Here is a 26,168-nt window from a genome sequence, read left to right as displayed (position 1 = left end):
TATCGAAAAATTGAATAAAACTAAAAAATAATGATTAAAAAAAATAGATTAAGAGAAAAATAGCTAAAAATAGAGAACTGAGAAAAAAATGAAAAAATAAAAATGAATAAAGGAAAATAAATACTGGAAAATAAAAAAATAAAAAAGAATAAATGAAAATAAATAGCTGAAAATAAAAAAAATAAAAAAGAATAAATGAAAATAAATAGCTGAAAATAAAAAAATAAAAAATTAAAATTTACTAAAAAATTAAAAATGAAAGACTAATTGCGATATGCTTCACAACTTTGCCTATTTAAAGCATGCTTATGAGCATGCATATGCTTTGTTCCATTATCTGTTTTGATTTCATCAAATATCTTTAGTCCCTCATGGGAATGTGAATGCTCTCCATCATTATGGAAATGATAAGGGCTATGTTCCACATTTTCTGTATCGATTTTTTTTAATTGAATCGTCGAATTTTCTGTCATAAAGCAATGCTGCATTCAATACAACAAGACATGATCCTGCATTGTGAACTATAGCTCCAGTTACCGGATTTAAAAGTCCTAAAACTGAACATACAATAGCTGCTGCATTGATTGCCATAGAGATAATGATGTTTGCCTTTATTGTGAATAAAGTTGAATTTGAAAGCTTTTTAAGATAAGGAATCTTGCCTATGTCATCACCTAAAAGGGCTATGTCTGCTGCTTCAATTGCAACATCACTTCCAACTGAACCCATTGCCACCCTTACATCAGCTGTCTTAAGTGCAGGTGCATCATTTACACCATCTCCAATCATACAGACTTTCTTGCCTTCACTTTTAAGCTTTTCAATCCAATCCAGCTTTTCTTGAGGAAGCAAATTACCATATACCTTTCCAATTCCAACTTGGGAAGCAAAATAATTAGCAGTTTCAGTATTATCCCCTGTAAGCAATTGTTTCGGTTCCTAATTCATGCAAACTATCAATCATGCCTTTAGAATCCTCACGTATTACATCAGATAATCCTATTAAACCTATTACAGCATCATTCAATGCAACAATAATTGAAGCTTTTCCTTCATGCTTTAACTGATTTAACTCAGCATCAACATTTACATCAATATTTTTTTCAGATAGAAATTTGGAGTTTCCTGCATATACCTGACCATAAGAATTTTTACAGCATACCCCTTTTCCAGGATACATGTTAAAGTCTTGTGGCTCTTCAATATCAATATCAGCTTCTTTTGCCTTATCCACAATAGCTTTAGCCAATGGATGTTCACTTAATTTCTCACATGAAGCAACAGCTTTTAAAACATCCATTTCATCTAAATCATCCTTTAAGGAGATAATATCTGAAACTGCAAAATTACCATAAGTCAATGTACCGGTTTTATCAAATACCAATGTATTCAATCCGCCTAATGTCTCTAATGCTTCACCAGATTTAATCAGCACACCATATTTTGTTGCTTGACCAATAGCTGCCATGATTGCAGTTGGTGTAGCAAGTATCAAAGCACATGGGCAGAATACAACAAGAACTGTCACTCCCCTTTCGATATTTCCAGTTATCAGCCATGCAGCAATTGCAACAATCAATGCAACTGGAACTAGCCAGGTAGCCCATTTATCTGCTATCCTTTGGGTAGGTGCTTGCTTTTCATCAGCAGCCTTTACAAGGTCAATCAATTTTTGAAGTGAAGAGTTTTCACCTAAACTGGTTGCCTTAATGTCAATTGCACCATACAAATTCATGGTACCACAGAACACCTCATCTCCAACATCCTTATCAATAGGCAATGATTCACCAGTCATGATTGACTGATTAAGAGATGATGTGCCCTTAATTATTTCACCGTCAACAGGTACGCTTTCACCAGGAAGAATTCTCAAAGTATCGCCGATTTTAATTTCATCAACGGAAATCATTTCTTCCTTGCCATCAACAATTCTTCTACCTGTCTCAGGAGTTAAGTTAATAAGATTTCTCAAACCTTTTTTAGCTCTTTCCACAGTCCAATCCTCTAAAAGAGCACCTAAGGCCATAATCCATGCAACTTCACCTGCTGCAAATATTTCTCCAATGAGTAGTGATGCAACCATAGCGATTGCAATAAGGAGTGCAGAGGAAATCCATTTTTCACGGATCAATCTGGTCAATGCCAATAGCAACATTGGAATACCGCTTATTATTACTGCTCCGCATGCAGGGTTTAGGTAAATTGGAGTGTCAATTCCAAGAATCATGAAGATAACAGCAATGATAAGAAATATAGCTGAAATAATGGTCATTTTTAAACCAAATAAGAAATCAATTATTTCATCAATCATATAGACACCTTCTTTAATAATTTTTTAAAATTTTTATCTAAATTAAAAAGTATTACTTTTTTCTACTTTTTTTCATATTTAGTAATAATTACTACTAATATATGTGATAAGATACATAAATATTATTACTTTTTTGTAAATTTTAAGGTAAAAAGTATTACTTTTAGAAAAATTTATAAAAAAATTATGAAAAAGTATTACTTTTTTGTTGATTTTAGGGTAAAAAGTATTACTTTTTATGAAATTCATATAAAAATCATTAATATAAACATTGAAAATTAATGAAAAATTTAAAAAATAATAAAAAATTAATAAAAATAAGAAAAAAGATAATACAAATTTAAAAAAATAATAAAAAAAGAACTAGAAAAAAAACACCATCCCAAAAAAAAAGAAAAGCAAGAAAAAATAATAAAAAAAGAATTAGAAAAAATTCATCTAAAAGAAAATAATAAAAAAATAATAAAAAAAATAATAAAAAAAGAGTTAAAATTCAAATAATAACTCTTTATTATATAATTTTCCTAATTAAAACAGAAGTGTTATTTGTTTTTCCTTTAGGAAGCAACATAACTTCCTGATGGAATCCTCTTGTATCCTTTGCAGTTACTGGAGAGTAAAGAATAGCTCTCATACCAGTATATGTTCTGTAAAGAACAGGAGTCTTTTCATCTACAACATCCCAAACATTTGCAAATACTCTGTCTTTAGGTTCAGCAAAAGCTGCAATCATCAATATATCATAATCTAAGTCTGCAATGGTCTTTTCATTACCTGTAACAATTTCAATGCCTTCATCAAGTTCTAAACGTTTTAAAACTTTTCTTGACAATTCAGCAACTTCAGGATCCTGTTCAATACCAATACATTTGCATCCAGTTACCATATTAAACATTATAATAGTTAAAGGCAAAGGACCGCTTCCTAAAAATACAAAGGTTTTGCTTTCATTGAACTTAGCCAATTGCCTTTCATTTTCAATAAGGCCAATGTATCTGTCATAGAAATGGAATGAATCCAAAACAGCTTTAGGATCATCAGATTCCAATATTTTTAAAGCATTTTCACATTCTAATCTTGCACCAATATAAACATAAAACTTACGGATCAACTGCAAAGCCCTATTCATTTTCTCATCATCAAGAATATGCTTAGCAGAGTCAAAATCAATTTCCTTGTCATGAGCAATAACTTCAATTTCATCTAATATTTTTGTAATTTCATCAATGTCAGTGCCATCCAATGCGGAAATGCCTTCTTGGTCTAATCTCCATAGTTTGAAAGTTTATTTGCAATCTCTTCTATTGTACCCCAATATTTATAACAACTCATCTTATCACATAAAAAGTTTATTAAAAATAGAATATTAAGTTAAAAATTTTAAATTTAACTTGTTTAAGTATAAAATATCTATAATCTATTATTTTATAGTTTATTATATATAAAGATATAAAATTAGATTACATTCAAAAATTAAATATTTATTTACTGCATAGACTCTTTACCATATGAACAGTTTGAAGATTATTATGTGTATCCAATGTAATTTCAAAACCTACTTTTTCCAAAAGCTAAATCCTGCCTCAAGGTTTTTATGAGTATGCAAATATATTTCATTAAAATTGTTTTCTATGCAGAACTTCTCAACGATACCATATAGCTGTGTTGCCAAACCGCAACGTCTGTAATACTTATCTACAAACAATCTCCAAATGCTTGCTGTAGAGTCTTGGCTATATAGATTCTCGAATTCCATAAAATTCTTATCATATGCCCTAACGGCAATGGTTGCAACGATTCGTCCAGTATCCTCATCTTCAATATAAAATAGACTGTTCTTTTTGCAATCGATGTAATACTTATTCAAATCAATTATATCCTTATGCCAAGATGGAATATATCCATATCTATATTCAGATTTTATTTGAGCAAATAAAAAATTTCTAACTTTTATTTTAGTATCACAATCATCAGAGAGCTCTTTAATAGAAAAATTCATTTTATCCCTTGAATTATTTTTTAAATACAAAAATTATGTCGCAAAATTTTTTCAAAACAATCCAAAAGTAATACCTAATATAAAAAAAATATTATATTAATACTTTACATTTAATAATTATTATTTGACATATAAAAATATTTCTAAAAAAAAAAGTAATAATTATAGCTTATTTTAAGCTAAAAAGTAATAATTATTACTAAAATAAGATTTATTTAAATACTAAGTAATAACAATCAATTCTAAATAGTAATAATTATCAGTATTACAAAATAAGCAAAAATAGGCAAAATAGTAATACCTAAAATCAATAAAAAAAAAAAATAATTAAAAACAAGAAATAGACAAGACAAATAAAAATAATAAGAATAAAAATAAGAAAAAAGAAAAAGAAAATAGCTAAAATAGCTATTTAAAAAACCTAAAATAAGCACTAAACTTATTCTATACCAAAGGATTTTTTAAGTAATTCAGCGTTTACAAATCCTTCTTTGTATAATTTACCAGTGGTTAAATCGTTGATAACAACTTCAGCTGGTGCAAACATTCCTTTGTCGATTTGGTAGAAGTCAAATCCAGCATCTTTAAATACGTCAAAGAATGGTTTACCATAACCATCAGCTGCAGAAGATGGTAATTGTGCTGCAACTGCTGCAATGTCGTCTCCTTCTTCAGATTTGACATAGTAGTAGGTTCTTCCACCGAATAAAACTGCATCATTGGTTTTACCCATAGCTTTTAATCCATCTGGGTCGATAGGAGCGATTGGTGCAATACCTACTGCATGTACAACTTTCTTAACATCGAATTTTAAGAATTCTAACATTTTGTAGGTACCGTTTTCTACAACTCTTCCTGCAATTTGGATAGATCCAACTAAGGAAGCTGTAGGAGCTACAAGCAAGAATACATTTGCTACATCTACACCACATTCATCTGCAATGTATTGTGCTACATCTTCACCAGGTAATACATCAGCTTCTAAAGTTAAGATTGCGATATCAGCTTCATCTTTGTAATCAATTTCTTCATAGGTTTCAGCTGGTTTTAAGGATAATGCTCTAGCAGGACCGGAACCTAATGCAAAGAATTCTCCGACACTTACAGACCAACCTGCTTTTTGTGCACCTAAGGTGGAAATAGCTGGGAAGTCAGTTTTTATTTTTACAGAAGGCAATACGAATTTTTCAGATAAGTCTCCAGGAATGGAAATGCCTACGTCAGCTAATCCTCCAAGACATACTTTAGTATATAATTCACCTGCTTTGAAACTACCTTCAACATTTACACCACAGTCAATTACAGTTGCACCGTTTCCTAATTTGGAAACAGCAATGTTAAGGTCGTTAGCTTTTTCAATCATTACATCTACAGTTTTTTTAGCTTCTAAATTAACACTAACCATATTTTAACCTCAATTAAAATACATTTGTAAATTAATTTATTCAAATAAAAATAATTAAATTGATTAAATTGAATTATTATTAAAAATGAATAAAATATTATAATTATAATTATAAATAACTAACTATTTAAAATTTTATAAATTTATTACAGTATCAAAGGGTTATTTTAAAAAATATCCGAAAAAATTGAAATTAGGAATTATAAAAAAATCACAAAAATTGAAAATTAAGCAAAATAACAATAATGAAATTAAAGAAAATAATAATCGTTAAATTAAATAAATAATAAAAATTAATACATATAAGAAATTTTTATATACTTAAAATAAAATTCATACCAGTAATAAGTTTTTTACAAATTTTAAAAGAAAATTAATACGCATAATCAATTCTTACAAATATTAAAAGAAAATTAATACGCATAATCAATTCTTACAAATATTAAAAGAAAATTAATACGCATAATCAATTCTTACAAATTTTAAAAGGAGATAAAAATGGTTAAAAAAATAATAGCAGTTAATGCAGGACCAAGGAAAGGATGGAATACTGACACTTTAATTGATGAAACTATAAGCGGTGCTGAATCTGCTGGAGCAGAAGTTCAGAAATTCAATTTGTTCAGACTGGAGAAATACACAGGTTGCATTTCCTGTTTTGGATGTAAAAAAAATAAATATAAAGGACAATGCATACGTAAAGATGGGTTGACAGAAGTTTTGGATGCAATCCGTGAAGCTGATGGATTGATTATCGGATCTCCAAACTATTTAGGTGAACTTACATCATCATTCAGAGCCCTTTATGAAAGATTGATATTCCAAAACTTAACATACAATTCTGAGACACCATGCTGCAATGAAAATCCAATTCCAACATTGCTCATAATGACAAGCAATGCACCAGATACAATGTATGAAGAATTACTTAATAATTATAAAAATGTCTTTAACGGTTTTGTAGGACCAACTGAAGTCTTTGTATCAGGTGAGACACTTCAGCTTAAGGATTACAGCAAAACAGATTGGCCATGGTTCTTCAATGCTGAAGAAAGATACGAAAGACACGAAAAGGTTTTCCCAAAAGAAAGAAAAGCCGCTTTTGAAAAAGGAAAGGAATTGGTATTGTAGTTTATCAAATCTTTCCAAGGATTTTAATCATGACCTTGAAAACCATAATTCTTGATTGAAATTCCAAAGCAAACAAAAAAAAGCAAAAAATTTTAATCATGAATTTGAAAACCATAATTCTTGATTGAAATTCCAAAGCTAACAAAAAAAGCAAAAAAAGCAAAAATTTAATAATATGGTGAAATCCTATTCACCATAAAGACTTTTTTTAATATCCTCAATAAGTTCATTCTCACTGTCATTCAATTCAAAATTTTCGAAATCGCTCTTTTTCTCACGTCTCCTTAGGACTAAAAATCTTACTATTAAATTAAATAGAAATGACATTACGCTTAATACAGGTGAAACAAATGCCAACAAAAGGGATATGATGGAAATAAGGATAGGGCCTAATATTATATAAAATAGGGTTAGTATAGTTCCCTTAAAATATAACCTCAAATTGTCAAATTCCCTACCATCATCTAAACTGTCATATGATTCCTTAACGGTAGACTTGATTTCCTCTTTTTTATCAAAATAATCGCTGAAGTTATCCCTGATTAGCAGTATGAACATTAAAAGATACAATATGCTTATAATTAATATTAACAATGAAAATAAAATGTTGACTTCAGTAAACTTATAGAATTGGAATAGAAAACCAGTTGCAAAAGGTATTAAACATACGCTTGCCAATGTAAACATGTTTAAAATCATTACGGAATGTTTAATCCTTTTAAAATTGAAAAGAATCACATCGGTTTCCCAAAAATTATACACCAAATAAAAACTGATGAAATAAATTAAGACTGAAGGACCTAAATAGGATATTAAGTAATCAGTTAAATTAGCACCTGACTGTATTTCTGCAACAGTTGGAACCGCAATTTCCAAAACAAGAATGGTCATTGCAATTGCAAATACACCATCAGTTACAGCCATATGCCTGTCTTTAATATTATTAGAAAAAGTTTTTTTTAATGGCATAATTATTAATAAATCTTTTATGCTATATATTCTTTTTTCTATGAACTTAAAACTTTAATTCATTCAAATATATCTTTATTCAATGAACTTAAAACTTTGATCCATTCAAATATATCTTTATTCAATGAACTTAAAACTTTGATCCATTCAAATATATCTTTATTCAATGAACTTAAAAATATAAATCATCCAGACACATCTTTATTCTATGAACTTAAAAATATAATTTATCAGAAAAAATTAGAGATTTAAAAAAAAAGAAGTAGATAAGAAAAAATCTTATCTAAATTGAAGTCCAACCACCATCAATGCAGATTAATTGACCTGTACAGAAGCTTGAAGCATCTGATGCCAAGTAAATTGCAATACCATCTAATTCACCAGGAGCACCTACTCTTCCCATTGGGCAGTATGCTTGGATTACAGGTGCAAATTCAGGTGAGTCAATTACTTCTGCAGTCATTTCAGATGCGAAGTATGCTGGACCAATTGCATTAACAGTAATGTTGTATGGAGCCCATTCAACAGCTAAGTCTTGGGTGAGATTTTTTACTCCACCTTTTGAAGAAGTGTAAACGCTTACTCCTCCACCTGCAATGGATACTCTAGAGTGGATTGAACCTAAATTAATGATCTTACCGTATTTTTGTTCAACCATGAATTTTCCAACAGCTCTTGAAGCATAGTAAACACCACTTAAATCGATTTTCAAATGTTTGTCCCATTCTTCGATTGTTTGTTCAAGAGCAGGCTTCATATGTCCGACACCAGCACTGTTTACTAAAATGTCAATTCTTCCGAATTTATCTATAACCTTTTGTACAGATTCTTCCACATTGTCATAGTCAGTTACGTCAGTTACTGCATACATGACTTCTACACCGAATTCATCTGCAATTTCTTCTGCAACAGCTTTCAATTTGTCTTCACGTCTAGCAAATAATGCAAGTTTAACCCCTTGGCTTGCAAAAGCCTTTGCAATTTGCACACCTAAACCTGAAGATCCACCGGTTATTACTGCTATTCTATCCTTGATATCGAAATAATTTTTCATAATATCACCTGCAACTATTTAAATAGTCTGTAATGAAAAATATATTAAAAACCTTATATAAAATTATACTTAAATATGTAAAGTATTTTAAAAAATAGGCAAAATATTGAAAAATGTTTAATTTTTGGCTTTGTTGAAATCCTATAATCTATATAAAAATTTTTAAAAATTACTGTTAAAAAGATTTAAAATAAAATTTTAAAAAATGTTTTCAACAGCCCCTAATTTTTAAAATTAAATACCATCCATTTGAAACTTATAAAAAAGTTCCTTTAAAATAAAACACCAAATAAATCAAAATAATACAATTTTTAAAAAAAGTATTACTAAAACTGGAAAAATATGAAAAAACTTAATAACAAAGGATTATAAAAGTATTATTATAGAATAAGATTTTTTTAAAAAAAAAATTAAAATTATCTGTTAATAAAATTCACATTTCCAATTAAAATTAATAATTAAGCCTAAAAATGAATTAATTCAAAATATAGACTTAATTATGAGCTATTAATTTTAATTGAGATATGAGAAGGTTTAATCTATTTAAATTAAATTTTTAAATATTACTGGGGAGTAATATAGATTGATTTGATTTGGAAATTAATTTAAATTTATTGATTTGATTTGATGATTAAATCTTCTTTTTTTGTCTGAATTTCGAGAATAAAAACTTTTTAATGTTTTGTTTGTTTTGGAATTAGATAAAACAATATGGTTTTACTTTTTTTAAGCACTAGACTTCCTTTAGAAGTATAGATAGCTTTTTTTATCTTTGAAATACAATTAATAAAAATCTATTTTTTAACATTTTATTTAATTATTATCGTTCAACAGTCTAATTATTTGTTTCTTGGTCCGAGTTGACTAATTGTATTATGAAACTCCTTCATAGTCCTTTGGAATTTTTCCCCTTCAGATGCTGAAATCCATTCAAATCTGAATCTTTCCTTGTCAATTCCAAATTCCTCTATGATGTCCTTAGTCATCAGTGCCCTTCTATTCCATTTGTAGTTACCTGCATCATAGTGACAGTCACCAATGTGACAGCCTCCTACAAATACTCCATCAGCACCTTCCTTAAATGCTTTGAATACCATAGAAGGATTGATTCTGCCAGAACACATAACCCTTATGATTCTGACATTAGGAGGATATTGCATACGTGCAGTTCCTGCAGTATCCGCACCGCCATAACAACACCAGTTACAACAAAAACCTACTATTTTAACATCTTCTGCCATAAGATCAACTCCCTTTAAAAGTCTTCTTTCATTGGACTGTATAATGGAGGTTTTTCATCACCAATACCAGCTACATATCCAGTATGAACTTCGTATTTCTTTTGAAGTTTATGGAATATCTTGGACACTGGAATTTCCATTGGACATACGTCATCACATTGGCCACAATTAATGCAGCTTGGACTCATATGAGACAATCTTACACCATGGAATCCTAATGGGTCAGGTGGTGATTGAGGGTCATCCTTAAAGTAAGGCTTTTCAAGTTCACATTCATGACACCAACAGATAGGGCAGACATCACGGCAAGCAAAACATTTGATGCACTTGTTCCATTGTGCTTCCCATTCTTCAAATGATAAGCCATCATCCAATTGTTTGCCTACATTTTTATTGCCCATCTTAATCATGATGTTTTCAACTTTGTCCCTCATTTCCATAGCTTTTTGGGAAGGTGCTTTAGTTTCAATAAAGCCTTCAGCAATAGCTCCGTCAATTATTTCCTGACCTTTTTCGCTGTTGATTTCAACAAATGTCCAACCAGGTTCACTGCCCCAGTTACCACATGCAATGTCAGCATTACGAGGAACTTTTAGTTCACATCTTTGACAGTTGTCACGACGTCCGTAACCTTCCTCTTCTAAATCGTCAATCTTGATTCCGATTTCTTCACCATCATCAAGCTCGATGATGAATTTTCCTTTATCGATTTCTTCCTTGACAACCTTGGAAGAATCAACATTATAGAATTTTTCTATCATTTCCTGTGCAACTTCAGGCCTTACGGTACCACCACAGTTCAATCCAACAGTGATGATCTTATCCCCATCAATTCTGTGCCTTTTAACCAATTCATTAATAGCCTTTGCATCACAAGGCTTTACAGCAACAGCTATTTTTTCATCAGCTAAAAAATCAGAAATCAAGTCACTTACCATTGTAGGTGCACAATGCAAGGAACCGCATGTTTCAATGACTTCTTCTGCACTTGTTAAAAGCCTTGGAACACCATCATAGACATCAACGCCCTTATTAAGAGTCAATACACCATCAACTATTTCATTAGCTAATAAATATTGGAAAATAGAACTTACTGCTCCTCCACATGCTCCACTATCAGTTATTTCATTTGCTTTACTTTTAGCAAGAATAAATTTTTCACTCATTTTATCACCGATATCAAGCAAGCTCATCTAATATTTCCACTTCACCTAAATTATCATTTTCAATTTCTGCAGATATGTCAAAGGATTGTTCCAAACCTTCACAGTTAGTGAAAGTTCCTGCCTTTTCCCCCCAGGATTTACCTGGAAGAATCACATCTGAGATTTTTGCAAATGCATTGTCTTCATTGGAAATATTTACAATGAAAGCTTTTCCTTTTATGTCATCTTTAGATAGATACTCAAATGGATTATCCTTAACGACAATAAGGACTTTAGAGTCACCAATAATGTTCTTTACTTCTTCAACATCCCATGAATCCAATTTGTTCATTGCACCTTTCATGTTAGGGGCATTGAATACAGGCAATAGCTTTGCACCATTTTCTCCAGCTAAGGATTCCAATAATGCAAAGTCATCCTTGCAGCAGACCTTGTTTGCAATGATTATTGAATTTTCATCCAACTTGCCTTTTACAGCATCGATCTTATCACCGAGATGACCATCGAATTGAATGAATTCATCTGCATTCAAAGAAGTAATTGATTTTTCCACATCATCTAAATTAATGAGGCATGCCCCATTTTCTTTAGACAACACTATTCTTCTAGCCAATAAAGGATTTTCTCTATAAATGTCCCCTATAGCCAATATAGTCTTTGCACCTGCTATATCATCATAGCTTGCTACATCAACTGCGAAATTAGGGAAATTATATCCATAAAATCCTATTTTTTCACAACCAAAACCATCAGCAAATTCCTTAATCCTATCAAGCTCTTCATTAGTGCTGTTGCCTGAACAGATAATGGCTAATTCACTTGCATCTATGGAAGCTAACTGATCTTTAATGAGCTTAAAGACAGTTTCATAGTCAGATTCCTCAAGTTCGCCATTTTTCACTATTGAAGGATTTTCAATTTGATTGTCAAATTGCAAGATGGAATTTCGACCGTTTAAACAATTTTTACCTTCATTTATAGGATGCCTTTTGTACGGATAGGTCCCAACTACTGCTCCATCTTTTGAAACAATATTCAATCCACACCCTACAGAACATGAAGGACATATTGTATGTTTTATGTCTAACATAAAATTCTATCTCCAAAAATTTTCTCTTAAATAATCAAATCATTTTGAAAAATAATAAATTTTAAAAAAGAGATCATTAGAAAGACTAATGAATCTGATTTAGAAAAATCATTTTATCCCATCAAAACGATTCAATTAGGAAATTACCTAAATTAAGAAATTATCCTCTAAATACTTAATTATTAAAATAAGCAATTTATAATGCAATTATACCTCGATAAAGGATAGAAAAATCAATTATAAAGGACAATATAACAATAAACTTAAATTTTAATAAACAAGCAAATGTGATTAAAATAAGAAAATCACACTTTTTATATATTTAGTAATACTCATATAAACATTTGTAAAAAAATAGCAAAATTTAATTTATTTAAAATTAATATTTCTTGAAAATAAAGAACCATATTTAGTAATATGATGTTAAACTTTATAAAAAGTTGTAAAAGTTAATATAAGCAACTTTATATCATTTATTTTGAAAAAGTAATAATTTTATTATAAAAGAATTTTAGTGAAAAAATATTTTATTAAAAAAAAACCCAATGAATCGATTATTTTAAAGAAAAAACTAATTTAAATACTGTTTTATAGAACTAAAAGATTTATAAACATTTTATTTAAATAAGAAGCCATTTAATTAAAGATAAAAATAAGTAATACTTTTTTTAAAATTTGTATTAAATAATACTTTTTATAAAATTTGTATTAAATAATACTTTTTATAAAATTTGTATTAATATTTTAAAGAAAATTCAAAATACCATTCCCACCACAACCATTTTAATCATTCCCAAAAAGTAAAAGATTATTTCAAAAAAGAATTTTATGAGTTTTTCAGAACAAATTATTTTATAAAATATTTGTAATAAAATATAATAAAAAAGTATTACAAAATTTTTTAATGACTTAAATTAAAGTAGAGTCGAAACAAGAAATATTAATCTTTTAAAATTTAAAAAAAAAATAAATAATAGATTTTTTAAAAAAAATAATAAAAATTCATTAGCAAAATAATATAAAAAGTTATAAAAACCAAATTAACAAATTTGTTAGAAAAAAATAAAAATCTTTATATTAATTTTTATTAGAAAATAACAACAATCAATTTATTATTAGCATAAATAAGCAAATAAATGAGTTTATCAATAAAAATAAAGAAAAAAATTAAAAATTAAAAAAAAACTAGTAATAAAAACATTTATATAAGTATTACTATTAATAGATATTTGATTATTATTAGAATAATCGTCTTTTGTATTTGGAATGCCAACCAATTGCAAGTTGAATATGCTTATATCTTATTGGGATATAATGAATAGAGTTAAAAAAGTAAAAGAGTTTAAATGAGTTTAAATATAGTTTTTAATTTGTGATAGCCAGCTATACCCATAAAATTTTCAGCATAAATCAATATTTAAAATAATTAATTTAATGATTTTAGGTATGAATGTTTTAAGGATTCAATTGAGGATTTGTAGATTTGATTTGAATTTCCATAATAAATCAAAATATAATCAAATTATTCATTATATTTAATCTCCACTCTTAATAAATATCAAAAGAGGTTATGTTATGCATAGTTCCGCAGTAGTACAAAGTATTCTAAACATTGCATTAGAAACTGCAGAAGACTATGATGCAAATAGCATCACAGAAATCAATATCGAAGTTGGAAAATTAAATCTTATGACAACAGATAAGATAAAATATATATTTGATGTTTTATCAAAGAACACAATAGCAGAAAATGCAGATTTAATCATTAATGAAACCGAAGTCAAAATCAAATGTAACGATTGTAGTTACATTGGATCAATAGATAAGGCCAATAATAAAATGTCCCCAATGGCTTTATGCCCAAATTGTGGCAGTCCCAGAGTAAATGTATTGTCTGGATATGACTTAAAAATTGGGAATATAACTATAGAAAAGCCATAGAGAAATAAAATAAAAAAGTTATTCATTAAATTTCACAATAAACCATATTACACCACAATAATAAAAGCTTTAAATATTCAAAATTCATAAAGCAAAAATTCACAATAAACCATTAAAGAAATAGGGATTTTTTATTTTTTTCAATACAGGACACAAAAAAATAGCCTACGATTTAAAAATTCTTTTCAAAAATAATAAAATTAGAAAAAATAAAAAAATTCTTTTAGAAAAAATTAGTATTATAAATATGAAAAAAAGTATTACTAAAATTAAATAAGATTTAGAAACTGCTTAAATGATAAAAAATTATCTTATAAAAGGTAAAACCAAAAAATAAACGTTTTTAAAAGAATTTTTAGATTTATAAATAATTTTTAGAAAAAAAAATAAAAATAAATAAAAATCAAAAGAATTCCAAATTATAGAAGAAATATAAAAAAAATAAAAAAAACTTCAAATAATCATAATTACAATCAAAAAAAGATAAAAACATCCTAATTTATATAAAAAGACAATAAAATTCATAAAATTTAAAAAAAACAAAAAATACTTAAAAATAATTAAAAATATAGTAATAAAAACATTTATATAAGTATTACTGAATATAGAAATTTGATTATTTTTATGAAAAATAATCTAAATAGTGAAAACTATTTAAAAAATTTTTACATTTTAATAAAATATGAGATAATTATAACAATAGTCAATAGACTTTTTTAAAACTATTAGAATTAAATATTTTAATCAACATCTAAAATATTTAAATATTTTTTTATCACCATATTCTAATTATTTCTATTTTATCATAAGTCAAATGTAAAAATTAAATAATTTAGAGAAATTTTAAATGAATATCTGATTTGAGAAATTCATTGAAATCTTAAAAGTGGCTTTTTAAAAATTCACAATTGGTAGCTAAACTAAAAAGATCATTGATTGGAAAAAAGCCACTTAAACACAATGGTAACTAAAATTTGAAAAAGGGCTAATATAAAAGATGGTAGTTATACAAAAAAGAACACTTTTTAAAAAATGGTTCTGATTTGTTTTTCTAAGAGAACCATATATAAACCCTAATAAAACTTAAAAAAACTTATTAGGACAAAATTAAAATTCACTAAAAAATATTCCAAAGGGAATGTCCCCATATAAAATTGAAATTTTTCAAATAATGTCAAGGACATTCCAAAAGAGTACATCAATAAAATATTGAAATTTTTCAAAAAATGTCAAGGACATTCCAAAAGGGATATTTCTAAAAATTCACATTAACCTCTTTAATGAACTTTCATATCTATATTCAATTAAAATTTTTCTCTAAAAATTTATTTGATATGAATTTTAAAGGTGCAAAAATGCCAATATATGATGACAGAATAGATTTATATACTCCTAATGGTAACTTAATAGAATCTGATGTCCCATTGGAAGCAATAAGCCCTATGAGAAATCCTGCTATAGAAAATATTATTTACAATATTAAAAGATCTGTAGCAGTGAATTTAAGTGGGATTGAAAAAGGGCTTAAGAGAGGAGCATTAGGAGGAAAGGGTAGATTTATCCCAGGACGAGAACTTGATTTACCAATTACAGAAAATGCTGAAATAATTGGTGAAAAAATTAAAAAAATGGTAAGAATTAGTGATGAAGATGATACTTCTGTTTCCTTAATCAATGGCGGAAACCAACTTTTGGTTCAAGTGCCTAAAGAAAGGATTGCAATGGCAGGGGATTATACTGTTTCTTCCATGGTAACTGGAGCTGCAGTTACACAATCAATTATTGATACATTTAATGTTAACATTTTTGATGCATCAACTGTAAAAACTGCAGTCATGGGAGCCTATCCTCAAACACTGGATTTAAGTGGTGCTAACATCAGTGCAATCTTAGGGCCGCCAGTACTTTTTGAAGGATTAGGATACGGTCTTAGAAACGTTATGGCAAACCATGTAGTTGCCATTACCAATAAGAACACATTAAATGCTGCAGCATTATCTTCAATTATGGAACAAACTGCAATGTTTGAAACAGGTGATGCAACTGGAGCCTATGAACGTAGCCATTTATTAGGATTAGCTTTTCAAGGATTAAATGCAAATAATTTAGTTTATGAATTAGTTAAGGAAAATGGTAAAGGAAGTGTAGGTACAGTTATTCAAACTCTTGTAGGAAGAGCTCTTGAAGATGGAGTCATTAGAGTTGCCAAAAAAATGAATTCTGGATATGACATGTATGAACCTGTAGATTGGGCATTATGGAATGCTTATGCAGCTGCAGGATTATTAGCCGCTAACATTGTAAACTGTGGTGCTGCAAGAGCGGCTCAAGCAGTAGCATCAACTGTACTTTACTATAATGATATTTTAGAATATGAAACTGGACTCCCAGGCGTAGATTATGGTAGAGTAGAAGGTGTAGGGGTAGGATTTAGTTTCTTCTCCCACTCCATTTATGGAGGTGGCGGACCAGGTACTTTCCATGGAAACCATGTAGTTACAAGACATAGTAAAGGTTATGCAATACCTTGTGCAGCAGTTGCTATGTGTTTAGATGCAGGAACTCAGATGTTTTCAGTAGAAAGAACCTCTGCATTAATCGGTACAGTATACAGTACCATTGATACATTAAGAGAGCCTATTAAATTTGTAGCAGAAGGTGCTGGGGAAATTAAAGAGAATATTTAAAGGGGAAACTATGAGCGCTGAAAAAGAAAATAACATTAATGCTGCAGATGAAATCTCTACAGAAGAAATTAGTGAAGAACTTAATGATGAAGTGAAGTTAAGGATAAAAGCTACAGATAAACTTAGCATTAAAAGAGATGCCAACACTAAAAATGAAGAATGTGAAGAGAATTCTGGTGAAGTATGTGAAATTATTGATATAAAAATAGTCCCATACAGATTTTTAAAACCAGAAACATCTGAAAAAGTATTAAATGAAATCTTTGAACTTGATGGAATCATAAGAGGAATAGTCCATGGACCATCACTACCAAAAACCGTTTACTATGGCCCTGCAAGAGGAACACCAGTAAACCACCAATATAGAAAGAAAATTAATGTTAAAGGTCAAGACATTGATTTGAGACTGCTTATTGGAGAGATAATCTTAACAGTGAATGTTAAATTATTGAATGACATTATGGAATCCATCGAAAAAATACTTGATGAAACCTTATCCTTTAAATATATCTTAATAATTGGTATTTTTACTAAAACTCAAATAACAGTAAGTGATTATTTGAAATATGGAACCAACTTTGAAAATGTGATAGATGAAAGATATATAGGTATGGTTGATTCACGTACTCGAAGCTCTGAAACAATAAAAATGATTTAAGGTGAAAATATGACATATAATGCTCAATTTTGTCCTGGAGAAACTAAAATTGCAGAAAACAGAAGAAAACACATGAATCCCAATCACCAATTAAAAGTTATTAGAGAAATTTCAGATGAAGGACTTGTGAGAATTTTAGGCCATAGAACTCCTGGAGAAGATTATAAAAAAGTGCATCCCCCATTAGATGAAATGGATTTAAACGAAGACCCTGTAAGAGATTTAGTTGAACCGATTCATGGAGCTAAAGAGGGAATACGTGTAAGATATATTCAGTTTGCAGATTCAATGTACAATGCTCCTTCCCAACCATATGATAGGGCAAGAACTTATATGTGGAGATATAGGGGAGTGGATACTGGAACCTTATCTGGAAGGCAAGTTATTGAAATAAGGGAATCTGACTTGGAAAAAATTTCCAAGGAATTAGTGGAAACCGACCTATTCGACCCTGCAAGATCAGGTATGAGAGGTGCAACAGTACATGGACACTCATTAAGATTGGATGAAAACGGTTTAATGTTTGATGGTTTGCAAAGATATGTTTTTGATGAAGAGACTGGTCATGTAACTTATATCAAAGACCAAGTAGGTCGTCTTCTTGACGAAAGCGTAGATGTTGGAGAACCACTACCTGAAGACTATCTTAAGGAGATTACTACAATTTACAGAGAGGATAACATCGGTTTAAGATCAGATAAAGAACTTATCGAAGTTATAGAGAATATCCACACTTCCCGTACTGAAGGAGGTTTTGGTTTGAATGTATTTAAAGACGATTTGAAAAAGAGATTAGGTGATGACTAATGACTAAAGGAGAAAAACTGGATAATAAACGTTTTCTAGATGCTTTAACTCAAAAATTTAAAGGTGAAGACCAAGAAAACCAACAAACCAGTTTCTACTGTTTCGATGGGTGGAAACAATCTGCACGTAAAAGAGAATTCTTTGATGCTGCAAATAAATTAGCTAAAAAAAGAGATAATTTACCGTTCTATAACCCAGATATTGGAGTGCCTTTAGGTCAAAGACAATTGATGAGTTATAAAATATCTGGTACTGATGATTATGTTGAAGGGGATGACTTGCACTTTTGTAACAATGCTGCCATCCAACAATTGGTTGATGACATTAAAAGAACTGTGATTGTAGGTATGGACACTGCACACTCTGTATTGCAGGAAAGACTTGGTGTAGAAGTTACTCCTGAAACAATAAATGAATATATGGAAACAATCAACCATGCACTTCCAGGAGGAGCAGTAGTTCAAGAGCATATGGTAGAAGTGCACCCAAGTCTTGCATCAGACTGTTATGCAAAAATCTTTACTGGAAATGATGAATTGGCCGATGAACTCGACAAAAGAGTATTGATTGATATCAATAAGGAGTTCCCTGAAGAACAGGCAGAAATGCTTAAGGAATATATAGGCAATAAAACATACCAAGTCAGTAGGGTTCCTACATTAGTAGTCAGAGCTTGTGATGGAGGTACTGTATCAAGATGGTCTGCTATGCAAATTGGTATGAGTTTCATTACTGCATATAGTTTATGTGCAGGGGAAGCTGCTATTGCAGACTTTTCATATGCAGCAAAACACGCTGATGTAATCGGTATGGCTGCAATATTACCAGCAAGACGTGCAAGAGGAGCTAACGAACCAGGAGGAGTACCATTCGGAATATTTGCTGACATGATTCAAACATCAAGAATCAGTAAGGATCCTGCTGAAATTACCTTAGAGGTAATCGGTGGAGCTGCTACTTTATACGACCAAGTGTGGTTAGGTTCATACATGTCTGGTGGTGTAGGATTTACACAATATGCAAGTGCAACATATACTGATGACATATTGGATGACTTCATTTACTATGGAAAAGATTATGTAGAAGAAAATTATGGAATGTGCCAAGCAGAAGCTAACTTTGACAATGTAAAGGATATTGCTACTGAAGTTACCCTTTATGGTTTAGAACAATACGAAATTCCAACATTGCTTGAAGACCACTTTGGTGGTTCACAAAGAGCATCTGTTATTTCCGCAGCTGCAGGATGTTCTGTAGCATTTGCAACTGGAAACTCAAATGCAGGAGTGAATGGTTGGTATCTCAGTATGATTGAACATAAAGAAGCTCACAGCAGATTAGGATTCTATGGTTATGACTTGCAGGACCAATGTGGTGCAGCTAATTCATTGTCAATTAGAAGTGATGAAGGATTGATTCATGAATTGAGAGGTCCGAACTATCCTAACTATGCTATGAATGTAGGACACCAGCCGGAATATGCGGGAATTGCACAAGCACCTCATGCTGCAAGAGGAGATGCATTCTGTGTTAATCCATTAATCAAGATTGCATTTGCAGATAATAACTTATCCTTCGACTTTGAACATCCAAGAAAATGTATTGCTAAAGGTGCATTAAGAGAATTCGAAGCAGATGGGGAAAGAAGCATTATTTTACCGGCATCAGGAAAATAATCAAAATACCAAATCATATAAAAAAACTGAGGAATTCTTTGGTTATAAAATACTGCTAATAAAGAAAGAATTATTGAATATTTTTTAATATTTTATATAATTCTTTTTTATTAGTGAATTTAAAAGGCAAATCGCAAAAATAAGATTTTATAAAAAACAGAACATGAAAAAACGAATCAACAAAATAAAACTCAAAAAAAATTCAAAAAAATTCACAATAACAGATAAAACCTAAAATTTAAAAAAAACTTATTAAAATGGGATACTATGATACATAGGGAAGTTTATTTAAATGACTTAATGAAATACAAGGACAATAACAAAATTAAGTTAATTAGGGGAATGAGACAATCTGGAAAAACAGTTATTGTGAAAGAATTTGTGAAGGAATTGGAAACTGACAAAAACAATAATATCATTTACATAGAATGCAATACAGATTGTGACTTATTAAAATTAAAAAACAACTTAGAAGATTCTAAATTGCCAAATTTAATCAATAGAAAAATTAAGATCGATAAAAACAATTATATTTTCTTTGATGAAATTCAAGACTTATTCAACTGGAAATATATATTGCCTGAATTGTTGTCAAAAATTAATGAAAATAAGAACATAACCATCGATTTATATTTTATTGGAATCAATTTTAAGAGATTGAAAAACTTCTTTAAATTAGAATATAATCATTTTGAGTACAATGAGATTAATGTATTGCCTTTATCATTTAGAGAATTTTTGGAATTGAAACATGACTTTAATAAAGTTCATCTGGATAAGGCATCAAAAGAGGAAAGAGACGAAATTTTGATCCAAATACTGAACAAAAAAACTGAATTTGAGATAGATAAAAATAAGGATTACTCTAAAGAGTTTAAAGAGTATGTAAAATATGGGTCACTACCTTTATTGTTTGAATACAACAATAAAAAGAATATTTTAAAGAATTTGGTCTTTGGAGTTTACAACACAATTTTCCTACAGGACATGATTAAAAGAAATTCCATAAAAAATGTTTTATTGCTTGAGAGAATCATAAAATACACATTACTCAATCTAGGAAATGTTACATCATCAAAAAACTTATGCAAATATCTTAAAAAGGACTGTAAAAAAACTACACCAACTACAGTGCTTGATTATTTGAAAATATTAGAGGATTCATATCTTTTTTATTCCGTCTCCAGATATGACATTGCAAAAGATAAGGAATTGAAAACATTGCCTAAATATTACATTGGAGATATTGGAATCAATAATGCAATAATGGGATTCAATGAAGACATTGCAAATAATATTTTGGAGAATATTGTATTTTTAGAGTTATTGCATAGGGATTGTGAAATACGAATTGGAAAATACAATAATAAGGAAATAAGTTTTGTTGTTAAAACCAATGAAACAAGAAAATATTATCAAATCTGCAAATGCGTAAATGATAAAGATGCACTTAATGAAAAATGCGAATCCTTAGAATTGATTAAGGACAATTATGAAAAAATCATCATAACCTTAGAAAAAAATCTGAAAAAAGAATTGAAAGGGATAAAATTAGTTAATATCATTGATTTCTTATTAGAAGATTGTTAATCAATACCACTAAGAAAAAAAATGGATAAATAACTTTAAAAATTTAAAATTGAAAAATAAAATATTTGAAAAACTTAAAAAAAATAAAAAGGATTAAACAACTACACTATTTGAAGCAGCAAGATTCCTTGGAGGAGCATTCTTTACTAAAAATCCTTTGAAAATTCCAATAAATTTCATCCTATCACTACGAGTGGCATCCACAGATGATGTATGGTCGTCCTGCACATATAATCTCATAATATAATTATCCTTATTTTTTGGAATTAAGGTAAAAAATCCTTTTTCCCAAAGATTACAATCTTCATAACGATATAAATTGTATCCATCAATTGTAACTTCCACTACCTCATATCTTCTTGATTGATCAGCATTCATATAGGTTTTAAATCATTGGCTCCAATTTTTAATATTGCCGCTGAAATATTGTCTATAGTAAAATTACAGGTATTGGCATCAGTTTGAAGATTTTAAGCTTCTGCAGGAATGTAAAAGGTGTTACCTCCAATATTCACTGTCTTATCTACTGCATTGACACTTGAAACAGCAAGAATAAGTATTCCAATAGTCATCAATAATAATAAATACTTATTAATTTTCAAATTATCACCCAATTATCGATTATTATTAATTCTATGTTGTGTAACATTACTTAAATAATTTAAGTAAAAACATATATTTATCATATGTATATTTGTATAATTATATTTAAATATTTAACATTATTCAAGTAAGAATCATAATAAAAATTAGCCATTATAAAAATTTTAAAAAAAAAGCTAATCAAAAAGATTTGCTAAAAAAAGAAAAAATAAAAAAAAAGTTAAAAAGGATTAAATTTAAAACATCCAAATTCAAGAAAAAAAGAATTAAAAAGGATTGAATTCAAAACAATCCAAATTCAAGAAAGAAAAAGATTAAATTTAAAATAATTCAAATTCAAGAAAAAAAGGATTGAATTTAAAACAATCCACTTTCTTCTAAACGTCCTTCAAAGTAATGTGTTGCCTTATCTGCTTTTTCCTTTATGACCACAAGTATAATGACAGTTACAACTGCCATAGCTATTAAAGTAATCAATGCAGGAATATAATTTGACCAGATACAGCCTAACTGGGCTTCACGCAATAAAGTGATTGCATAGGTCATCGGCAAATAAGGATTTGCCATATCAAAGATAGGAGCCATAATCTCTACAGGATAAATTCCTCCAGTACCAGAAATCTGGAATACTAAAAGAACTATGGCAACTGCCTTTCCAACATCTCCCAATGCTGATACAAATGAATATATCATTGTCATGAATACACCCGATATGATATAGGACGACAATATAAACAGGAATTCATTTGCAATGTATATTCCCAATACATGTGCTCCAATTATTGTAACTGTAGCCTGCATAATACTCATGAAGTTAAATAAAGCCAATTTACCAGCATACATCTCAAGAGGAGTGTATTTGGTTCCATAACTGACTCCAGGCTTTAATAATGCACAAGTAATTAATCCTCCAACCCACATGGACAATACCAAATAGAATGGAGATACTTGAGATCCATAATCAGGAACTGGGAATACCTCTTCCCTCTCCAATTTAACAGGAGAATAGAAATAGTCACCAAGAATAGTTTCATTTATACCAGTTAATGCTGCTAAAGAATCAGCAGATGCACCTAATGAACTTGCTGCTGAGAATAATCCTTGTGCAGCAGCATTTGAAAGCATTTCTGAACCAGCTGCAAGGCTTAATGAACCTTCTGCAAGCTGAACAGAACCATCTGCAAGGGCAACAGAACCATTAGCCAACTGGCTAGCACCACCAGCAACCTTGCTTGAACCATCAGCAACTTTAGAAGACCCTTCTGCAAGCTCAACAGAACCGTCAGCTAACTTGCTGGCACCACCAGCAACTTGACTGGTACCATTTGAAAGTTCACCTACTCCACTAACATAGTCTTTTACTGGACCATCAGGTATCAAAGATGGGTCAACTGCAGATTCAAGCTCTTCAGAACCTTGTTCAACTTTGCTGGCTCCATCTTTAAGAGCAGAAGAACCTTCCTTCACAGCATCCTTACCTTTATTGACTGCAGCAGCACCTTCCTGTACTTGGCTGGCACCGTCTTCAACTTGGCTAGCACCGGATTTTACCTTGCCAGCACCTGCCTTAACTTGACCTTCTCCAGCGGCTACCTTGCCAGCACCTGCAGATACCTGACTTGCACCGGCCTGTAGCTGATGACCTCCACTAGCCAACTTGCTGGCACCGGCAGCAAGACCTTGCTGCAATTCACCAAGCTTGCCATAGGCTGCAAGGTCAATTATTTCAACGATTTTAGCATTCAATGCCAAATAAACCGCATTAGAACCAGAATCAGTTAGCTTAGCACCAACAGGATTTGCTTTCATATTTACAACATATTCAAGCTTTGCCTGTTGAGGATTATCAGTTGTAATCGAAACAACATTTTCACTCAGGTTTTTGGGTATTACGATACCGGCATAATAGTCACCTCTATAAACGCCATCTCGCAATTCCTTTTCCGATACGAAAGTCCATTTAAATTTATCATTATCCTTAAGAGAATCGACAAGCTCTTTTCCAACGTTTATGTCCTTGCCATTGAAAGTGGTTCCATTATCCATATTTGCAATAGCAAATTCCACATTGCCTGTATTTCCATAAGGGTCCCAACATGCTGCTATATTGATAAGAGCATAAAGGGAAGGCAAGAGGATTAATCCTATTAAAATGATAGTTACAATAGGATTTGAAAACGCCGCTTTGAAATCGCTCCTCATTATCTCAATAATATTTCTAGGATGTTTCAACATCTTAAATACACCATTTTCCTATAAATCCTCATTCTTATAATTCCAAATAAAAATTTGAAATTGATAAAAATTTTGATATACATTATTATTTCTAATCTTATATCTTATAAATTTTTAGGGACTTGAAATTTTTAGTTCTCAGATAATTGTTTTATGGCTGTTTTTTGAGTGAAAATCCTTGTGATATGGTTAGTGCTCCTAAAATTACATTCAGAAAATACAGTTTTTGCTACTGATTTTTGTTGTTATATTTGTGTGATTTGCTTTAATATTTAATCCTTGTTTGAGTATTTTGAAAAAAAATCCTCGATTTTTTCCACCGTGCTGGTTTAAATTTCCAATGAATCTAACAATTTTCAATAAATTCTTATTTTAATTTTTATTGTTATAAGGAATTTTTCTTTATATTATTTTTCTTTGTTTTTTTATTGAATACGGTTTAATGGATATAGGTTAAAAATGTCATATAAGTCTTGTTCTGCTGAATTTTTCTTTGGGGAAAATGAAAAGGGACAATTTTGTATTTGCTGGTTCCTAATTGGTAGTTTTTATAGTTATTAATATACTTTTATCAAAGTATTAATAAGGTCTCATTTTCTTATTATTCATCTTTTTTTTGAATGTTTTCTAAAAAATTTCATCAAAAAAAGTCTTGCATCATGGGGGGTGAGCTCTAGAATGGATTAAAATTGCAACAGGGGGCATTGAATTGTAATCTAGTACAATAGTAGTTTTAAATTCAATATATTATCCTTTTGGAAGATGAATAACTCCATTTTTGATATTTAGTTTTTTCCAGATGTTTTTTTAGTCTTTTTTTTATTTTCTGTGGAAATTAATATATACACGTCCACATGGTGTGACATTCAACAATAATAATGTCTTTTTTCCCATCTTCTTTTCTTTTGAAGAATTTTCTTTGAATTTAATATATTCTCTTTTAATCGATTTTAAGAGCGTTTCTTCTTTCCATTTTTTCTGAAAAAATTTTGTAGACTTGAATCTGCACTTAAAACTTCTGAAAATATTAAAGTATCTGCAGAGTTCTTTTTTTTTGGAATTAAGTTCAATTTAATATGAATTTAATATCCTAATCCAAAGAACAATGCTGATAAAAATTATTTAAAAGCAAATATAATTGTTTTATTTAATTCTTTAAAACCATGGAATGCTAACATTTCAATAAGTTTTTTTCTAGAATCCATAATTTTAAATATTTCATTCAGCAAAATATAATTAGGGTCTGGAATTATCTAAATTATAAATCTGTGACTCATTTTTATTACCAATAATTATATTTATAATGAAATAGTATTTAAATTTTATTGATAATAGGGCCCTATTTTTTCATATAACTAAGAATGCTTTTGTATTTTTAGAATCAAAAGAAAAATTATGGGTTAGAATACAAAAATATGAATTTTTAGAGGATTTTTTCTAAAAAATTTTCAGGCCCCTAAAATTTTAATAAATAATTTTAAAAAATATTTTAATAAAATTTATAAACATCTAAACAAAAAATATACTATACTAAAAACTTATTAATTAAAATTTTAAACTAATAAATGAATATTTTGAAGAAAATAGGTCATTAGTCTAATTAAA

20 protein-coding genes and 2 pseudogenes are annotated in these 26,168 nt (G+C 29.5%); 7 read left to right on the top strand and 15 right to left on the bottom strand.

The annotated features are described in order from the left end of the window. Window positions 1-263: 263 nt before the first annotated feature. The 6 genes and pseudogenes from QZV12_RS02710 to mch all read right to left on the bottom strand — a co-directional run bounded on the left by QZV12_RS02710 (window position 264) and on the right by mch (window position 5,715). The gene (locus QZV12_RS02710; RefSeq protein ID WP_366925529.1) at window positions 264-425 is read right to left on the bottom strand and encodes a hypothetical protein; all 162 of its coding nucleotides are present in this window, start codon (window positions 423-425) and stop codon (window positions 264-266) included. Then, on the bottom strand, window positions 415-927 hold the full coding sequence (locus QZV12_RS13645) for an HAD-IC family P-type ATPase (protein WP_366925528.1): 513 nt from the start codon (window positions 925-927) through the stop codon (window positions 415-417). Before QZV12_RS13645 ends, QZV12_RS02710 begins: the two co-directional genes overlap by 11 nt. Beyond that, entirely contained in the window at window positions 911-2,311 is a 1,401-nt protein-coding gene (locus QZV12_RS02705; protein WP_366925527.1) for a cation-translocating P-type ATPase, read from the bottom strand. The genes QZV12_RS13645 and QZV12_RS02705 overlap by 17 nt, the downstream gene beginning before the upstream one ends. A 511-nt stretch (window positions 2,312-2,822) precedes the next feature. Continuing rightward, window positions 2,823-3,643, bottom strand: a pseudogene (locus QZV12_RS02700) (nicotianamine synthase family protein). Between the two features lie 223 nt (window positions 3,644-3,866). After that, window positions 3,867-4,310, bottom strand: coding sequence for a GNAT family N-acetyltransferase (locus QZV12_RS02695; protein WP_295616802.1), 444 nt, complete (start codon window positions 4,308-4,310; stop codon window positions 3,867-3,869). A 439-nt stretch (window positions 4,311-4,749) separates the two neighbouring features. Next, a complete protein-coding gene (gene mch, locus QZV12_RS02690) occupies window positions 4,750-5,715 on the bottom strand; it encodes a methenyltetrahydromethanopterin cyclohydrolase (RefSeq protein ID WP_295616799.1) in 966 nt (321 codons plus the stop codon). Window positions 5,716-6,213: 498 nt separating this feature from the next. Here mch and QZV12_RS02685 point away from each other — a divergent pair, with 498 nt between their 5' ends. Then, window positions 6,214-6,846, top strand: a complete 633-nt coding sequence (locus QZV12_RS02685) for a flavodoxin family protein (RefSeq protein ID WP_295616796.1) — start codon at window positions 6,214-6,216, stop codon at window positions 6,844-6,846. Between the two features lie 186 nt (window positions 6,847-7,032). Here QZV12_RS02685 and QZV12_RS02680 read toward each other — a convergent pair whose 3' ends face one another. The 5 genes from QZV12_RS02680 to QZV12_RS02660 all read right to left on the bottom strand — a co-directional run bounded on the left by QZV12_RS02680 (window position 7,033) and on the right by QZV12_RS02660 (window position 12,366). Then, the gene (locus QZV12_RS02680; protein ID WP_295616793.1) at window positions 7,033-7,815 is read right to left on the bottom strand and encodes a TMEM175 family protein; all 783 of its coding nucleotides are present in this window, start codon (window positions 7,813-7,815) and stop codon (window positions 7,033-7,035) included. Window positions 7,816-8,098: 283 nt separating this feature from the next. Continuing rightward, on the bottom strand, window positions 8,099-8,869 hold the full coding sequence (locus QZV12_RS02675; RefSeq protein ID WP_295616790.1) for an SDR family NAD(P)-dependent oxidoreductase: 771 nt from the start codon (window positions 8,867-8,869) through the stop codon (window positions 8,099-8,101). Between the two features lie 839 nt (window positions 8,870-9,708). Continuing rightward, window positions 9,709-10,110 (bottom strand): hydrogenase iron-sulfur subunit, encoded by a 402-nt coding sequence (locus QZV12_RS02670; RefSeq protein ID WP_295616786.1) that lies wholly within the window; start codon window positions 10,108-10,110, stop codon window positions 9,709-9,711. Between the two features lie 14 nt (window positions 10,111-10,124). Then, window positions 10,125-11,276 (bottom strand): Coenzyme F420 hydrogenase/dehydrogenase, beta subunit C-terminal domain, encoded by a 1,152-nt coding sequence (locus QZV12_RS02665; RefSeq protein WP_295616783.1) that lies wholly within the window; start codon window positions 11,274-11,276, stop codon window positions 10,125-10,127. 13 nt (window positions 11,277-11,289) lie between these two features. Beyond that, entirely contained in the window at window positions 11,290-12,366 is a 1,077-nt protein-coding gene (locus tag QZV12_RS02660; protein ID WP_295616780.1) for a molybdopterin-dependent oxidoreductase, read from the bottom strand. Between the two features lie 1,575 nt (window positions 12,367-13,941). Here QZV12_RS02660 and hypA point away from each other — a divergent pair. From hypA to QZV12_RS02630, 6 genes are all read left to right on the top strand, one after another. Further along, window positions 13,942-14,307, top strand: coding sequence for a hydrogenase maturation nickel metallochaperone HypA (hypA, locus tag QZV12_RS02655; protein ID WP_295616776.1), 366 nt, complete (start codon window positions 13,942-13,944; stop codon window positions 14,305-14,307). Between the two features lie 1,355 nt (window positions 14,308-15,662). Then, on the top strand, window positions 15,663-16,994 hold the full coding sequence (mcrB, locus tag QZV12_RS02650; protein ID WP_295616772.1) for a coenzyme-B sulfoethylthiotransferase subunit beta: 1,332 nt from the start codon (window positions 15,663-15,665) through the stop codon (window positions 16,992-16,994). A 10-nt stretch (window positions 16,995-17,004) separates the two neighbouring features. Then, entirely contained in the window at window positions 17,005-17,652 is a 648-nt protein-coding gene (gene mcrD / locus QZV12_RS02645) for a methyl-coenzyme M reductase operon protein D (protein WP_366925526.1), read from the top strand. A 9-nt stretch (window positions 17,653-17,661) separates the two neighbouring features. Beyond that, window positions 17,662-18,459, top strand: a complete 798-nt coding sequence (gene mcrG, locus QZV12_RS02640) for a coenzyme-B sulfoethylthiotransferase subunit gamma (RefSeq protein ID WP_295616770.1) — start codon at window positions 17,662-17,664, stop codon at window positions 18,457-18,459. Between the two features lie 17 nt (window positions 18,460-18,476). Further along, on the top strand, window positions 18,477-20,135 hold the full coding sequence (mcrA, locus tag QZV12_RS02635) for a coenzyme-B sulfoethylthiotransferase subunit alpha (protein ID WP_295616856.1): 1,659 nt from the start codon (window positions 18,477-18,479) through the stop codon (window positions 20,133-20,135). A gap of 267 nt (window positions 20,136-20,402) precedes the next feature. Then, entirely contained in the window at window positions 20,403-21,725 is a 1,323-nt protein-coding gene (locus tag QZV12_RS02630; RefSeq protein WP_295616767.1) for an ATP-binding protein, read from the top strand. A gap of 93 nt (window positions 21,726-21,818) precedes the next feature. On the opposite strand, the gene QZV12_RS02625 is transcribed toward QZV12_RS02630, so the two are convergent. The 4 genes and pseudogenes from QZV12_RS02625 to QZV12_RS02610 form a co-directional block, all read right to left on the bottom strand. Beyond that, window positions 21,819-22,103, bottom strand: coding sequence for a hypothetical protein (locus QZV12_RS02625; RefSeq protein ID WP_295616764.1), 285 nt, complete (start codon window positions 22,101-22,103; stop codon window positions 21,819-21,821). A 92-nt stretch (window positions 22,104-22,195) separates the two neighbouring features. Next, window positions 22,196-22,327 (bottom strand): hypothetical protein, encoded by a 132-nt coding sequence (locus tag QZV12_RS02620; RefSeq protein WP_295616761.1) that lies wholly within the window; start codon window positions 22,325-22,327, stop codon window positions 22,196-22,198. Between the two features lie 358 nt (window positions 22,328-22,685). Continuing rightward, the gene (locus tag QZV12_RS02615) at window positions 22,686-24,563 is read right to left on the bottom strand and encodes a YhgE/Pip domain-containing protein (RefSeq protein WP_295616757.1); all 1,878 of its coding nucleotides are present in this window, start codon (window positions 24,561-24,563) and stop codon (window positions 22,686-22,688) included. Window positions 24,564-24,694: 131 nt separating this feature from the next. Continuing rightward, window positions 24,695-25,816 (bottom strand): annotated as a pseudogene (locus tag QZV12_RS02610) (IS5/IS1182 family transposase). Window positions 25,817-26,168 lie beyond the last annotated feature (352 nt).

Origin of the sequence: uncultured Methanobrevibacter sp. (assembly GCF_902769175.1) — an archaeon.
GTDB lineage: Archaea > Methanobacteriota > Methanobacteria > Methanobacteriales > Methanobacteriaceae > Methanobrevibacter.
Note: the sequence above shows the minus strand (reverse complement) of the source record. Positions and strands in the feature narration are given on the sequence as shown.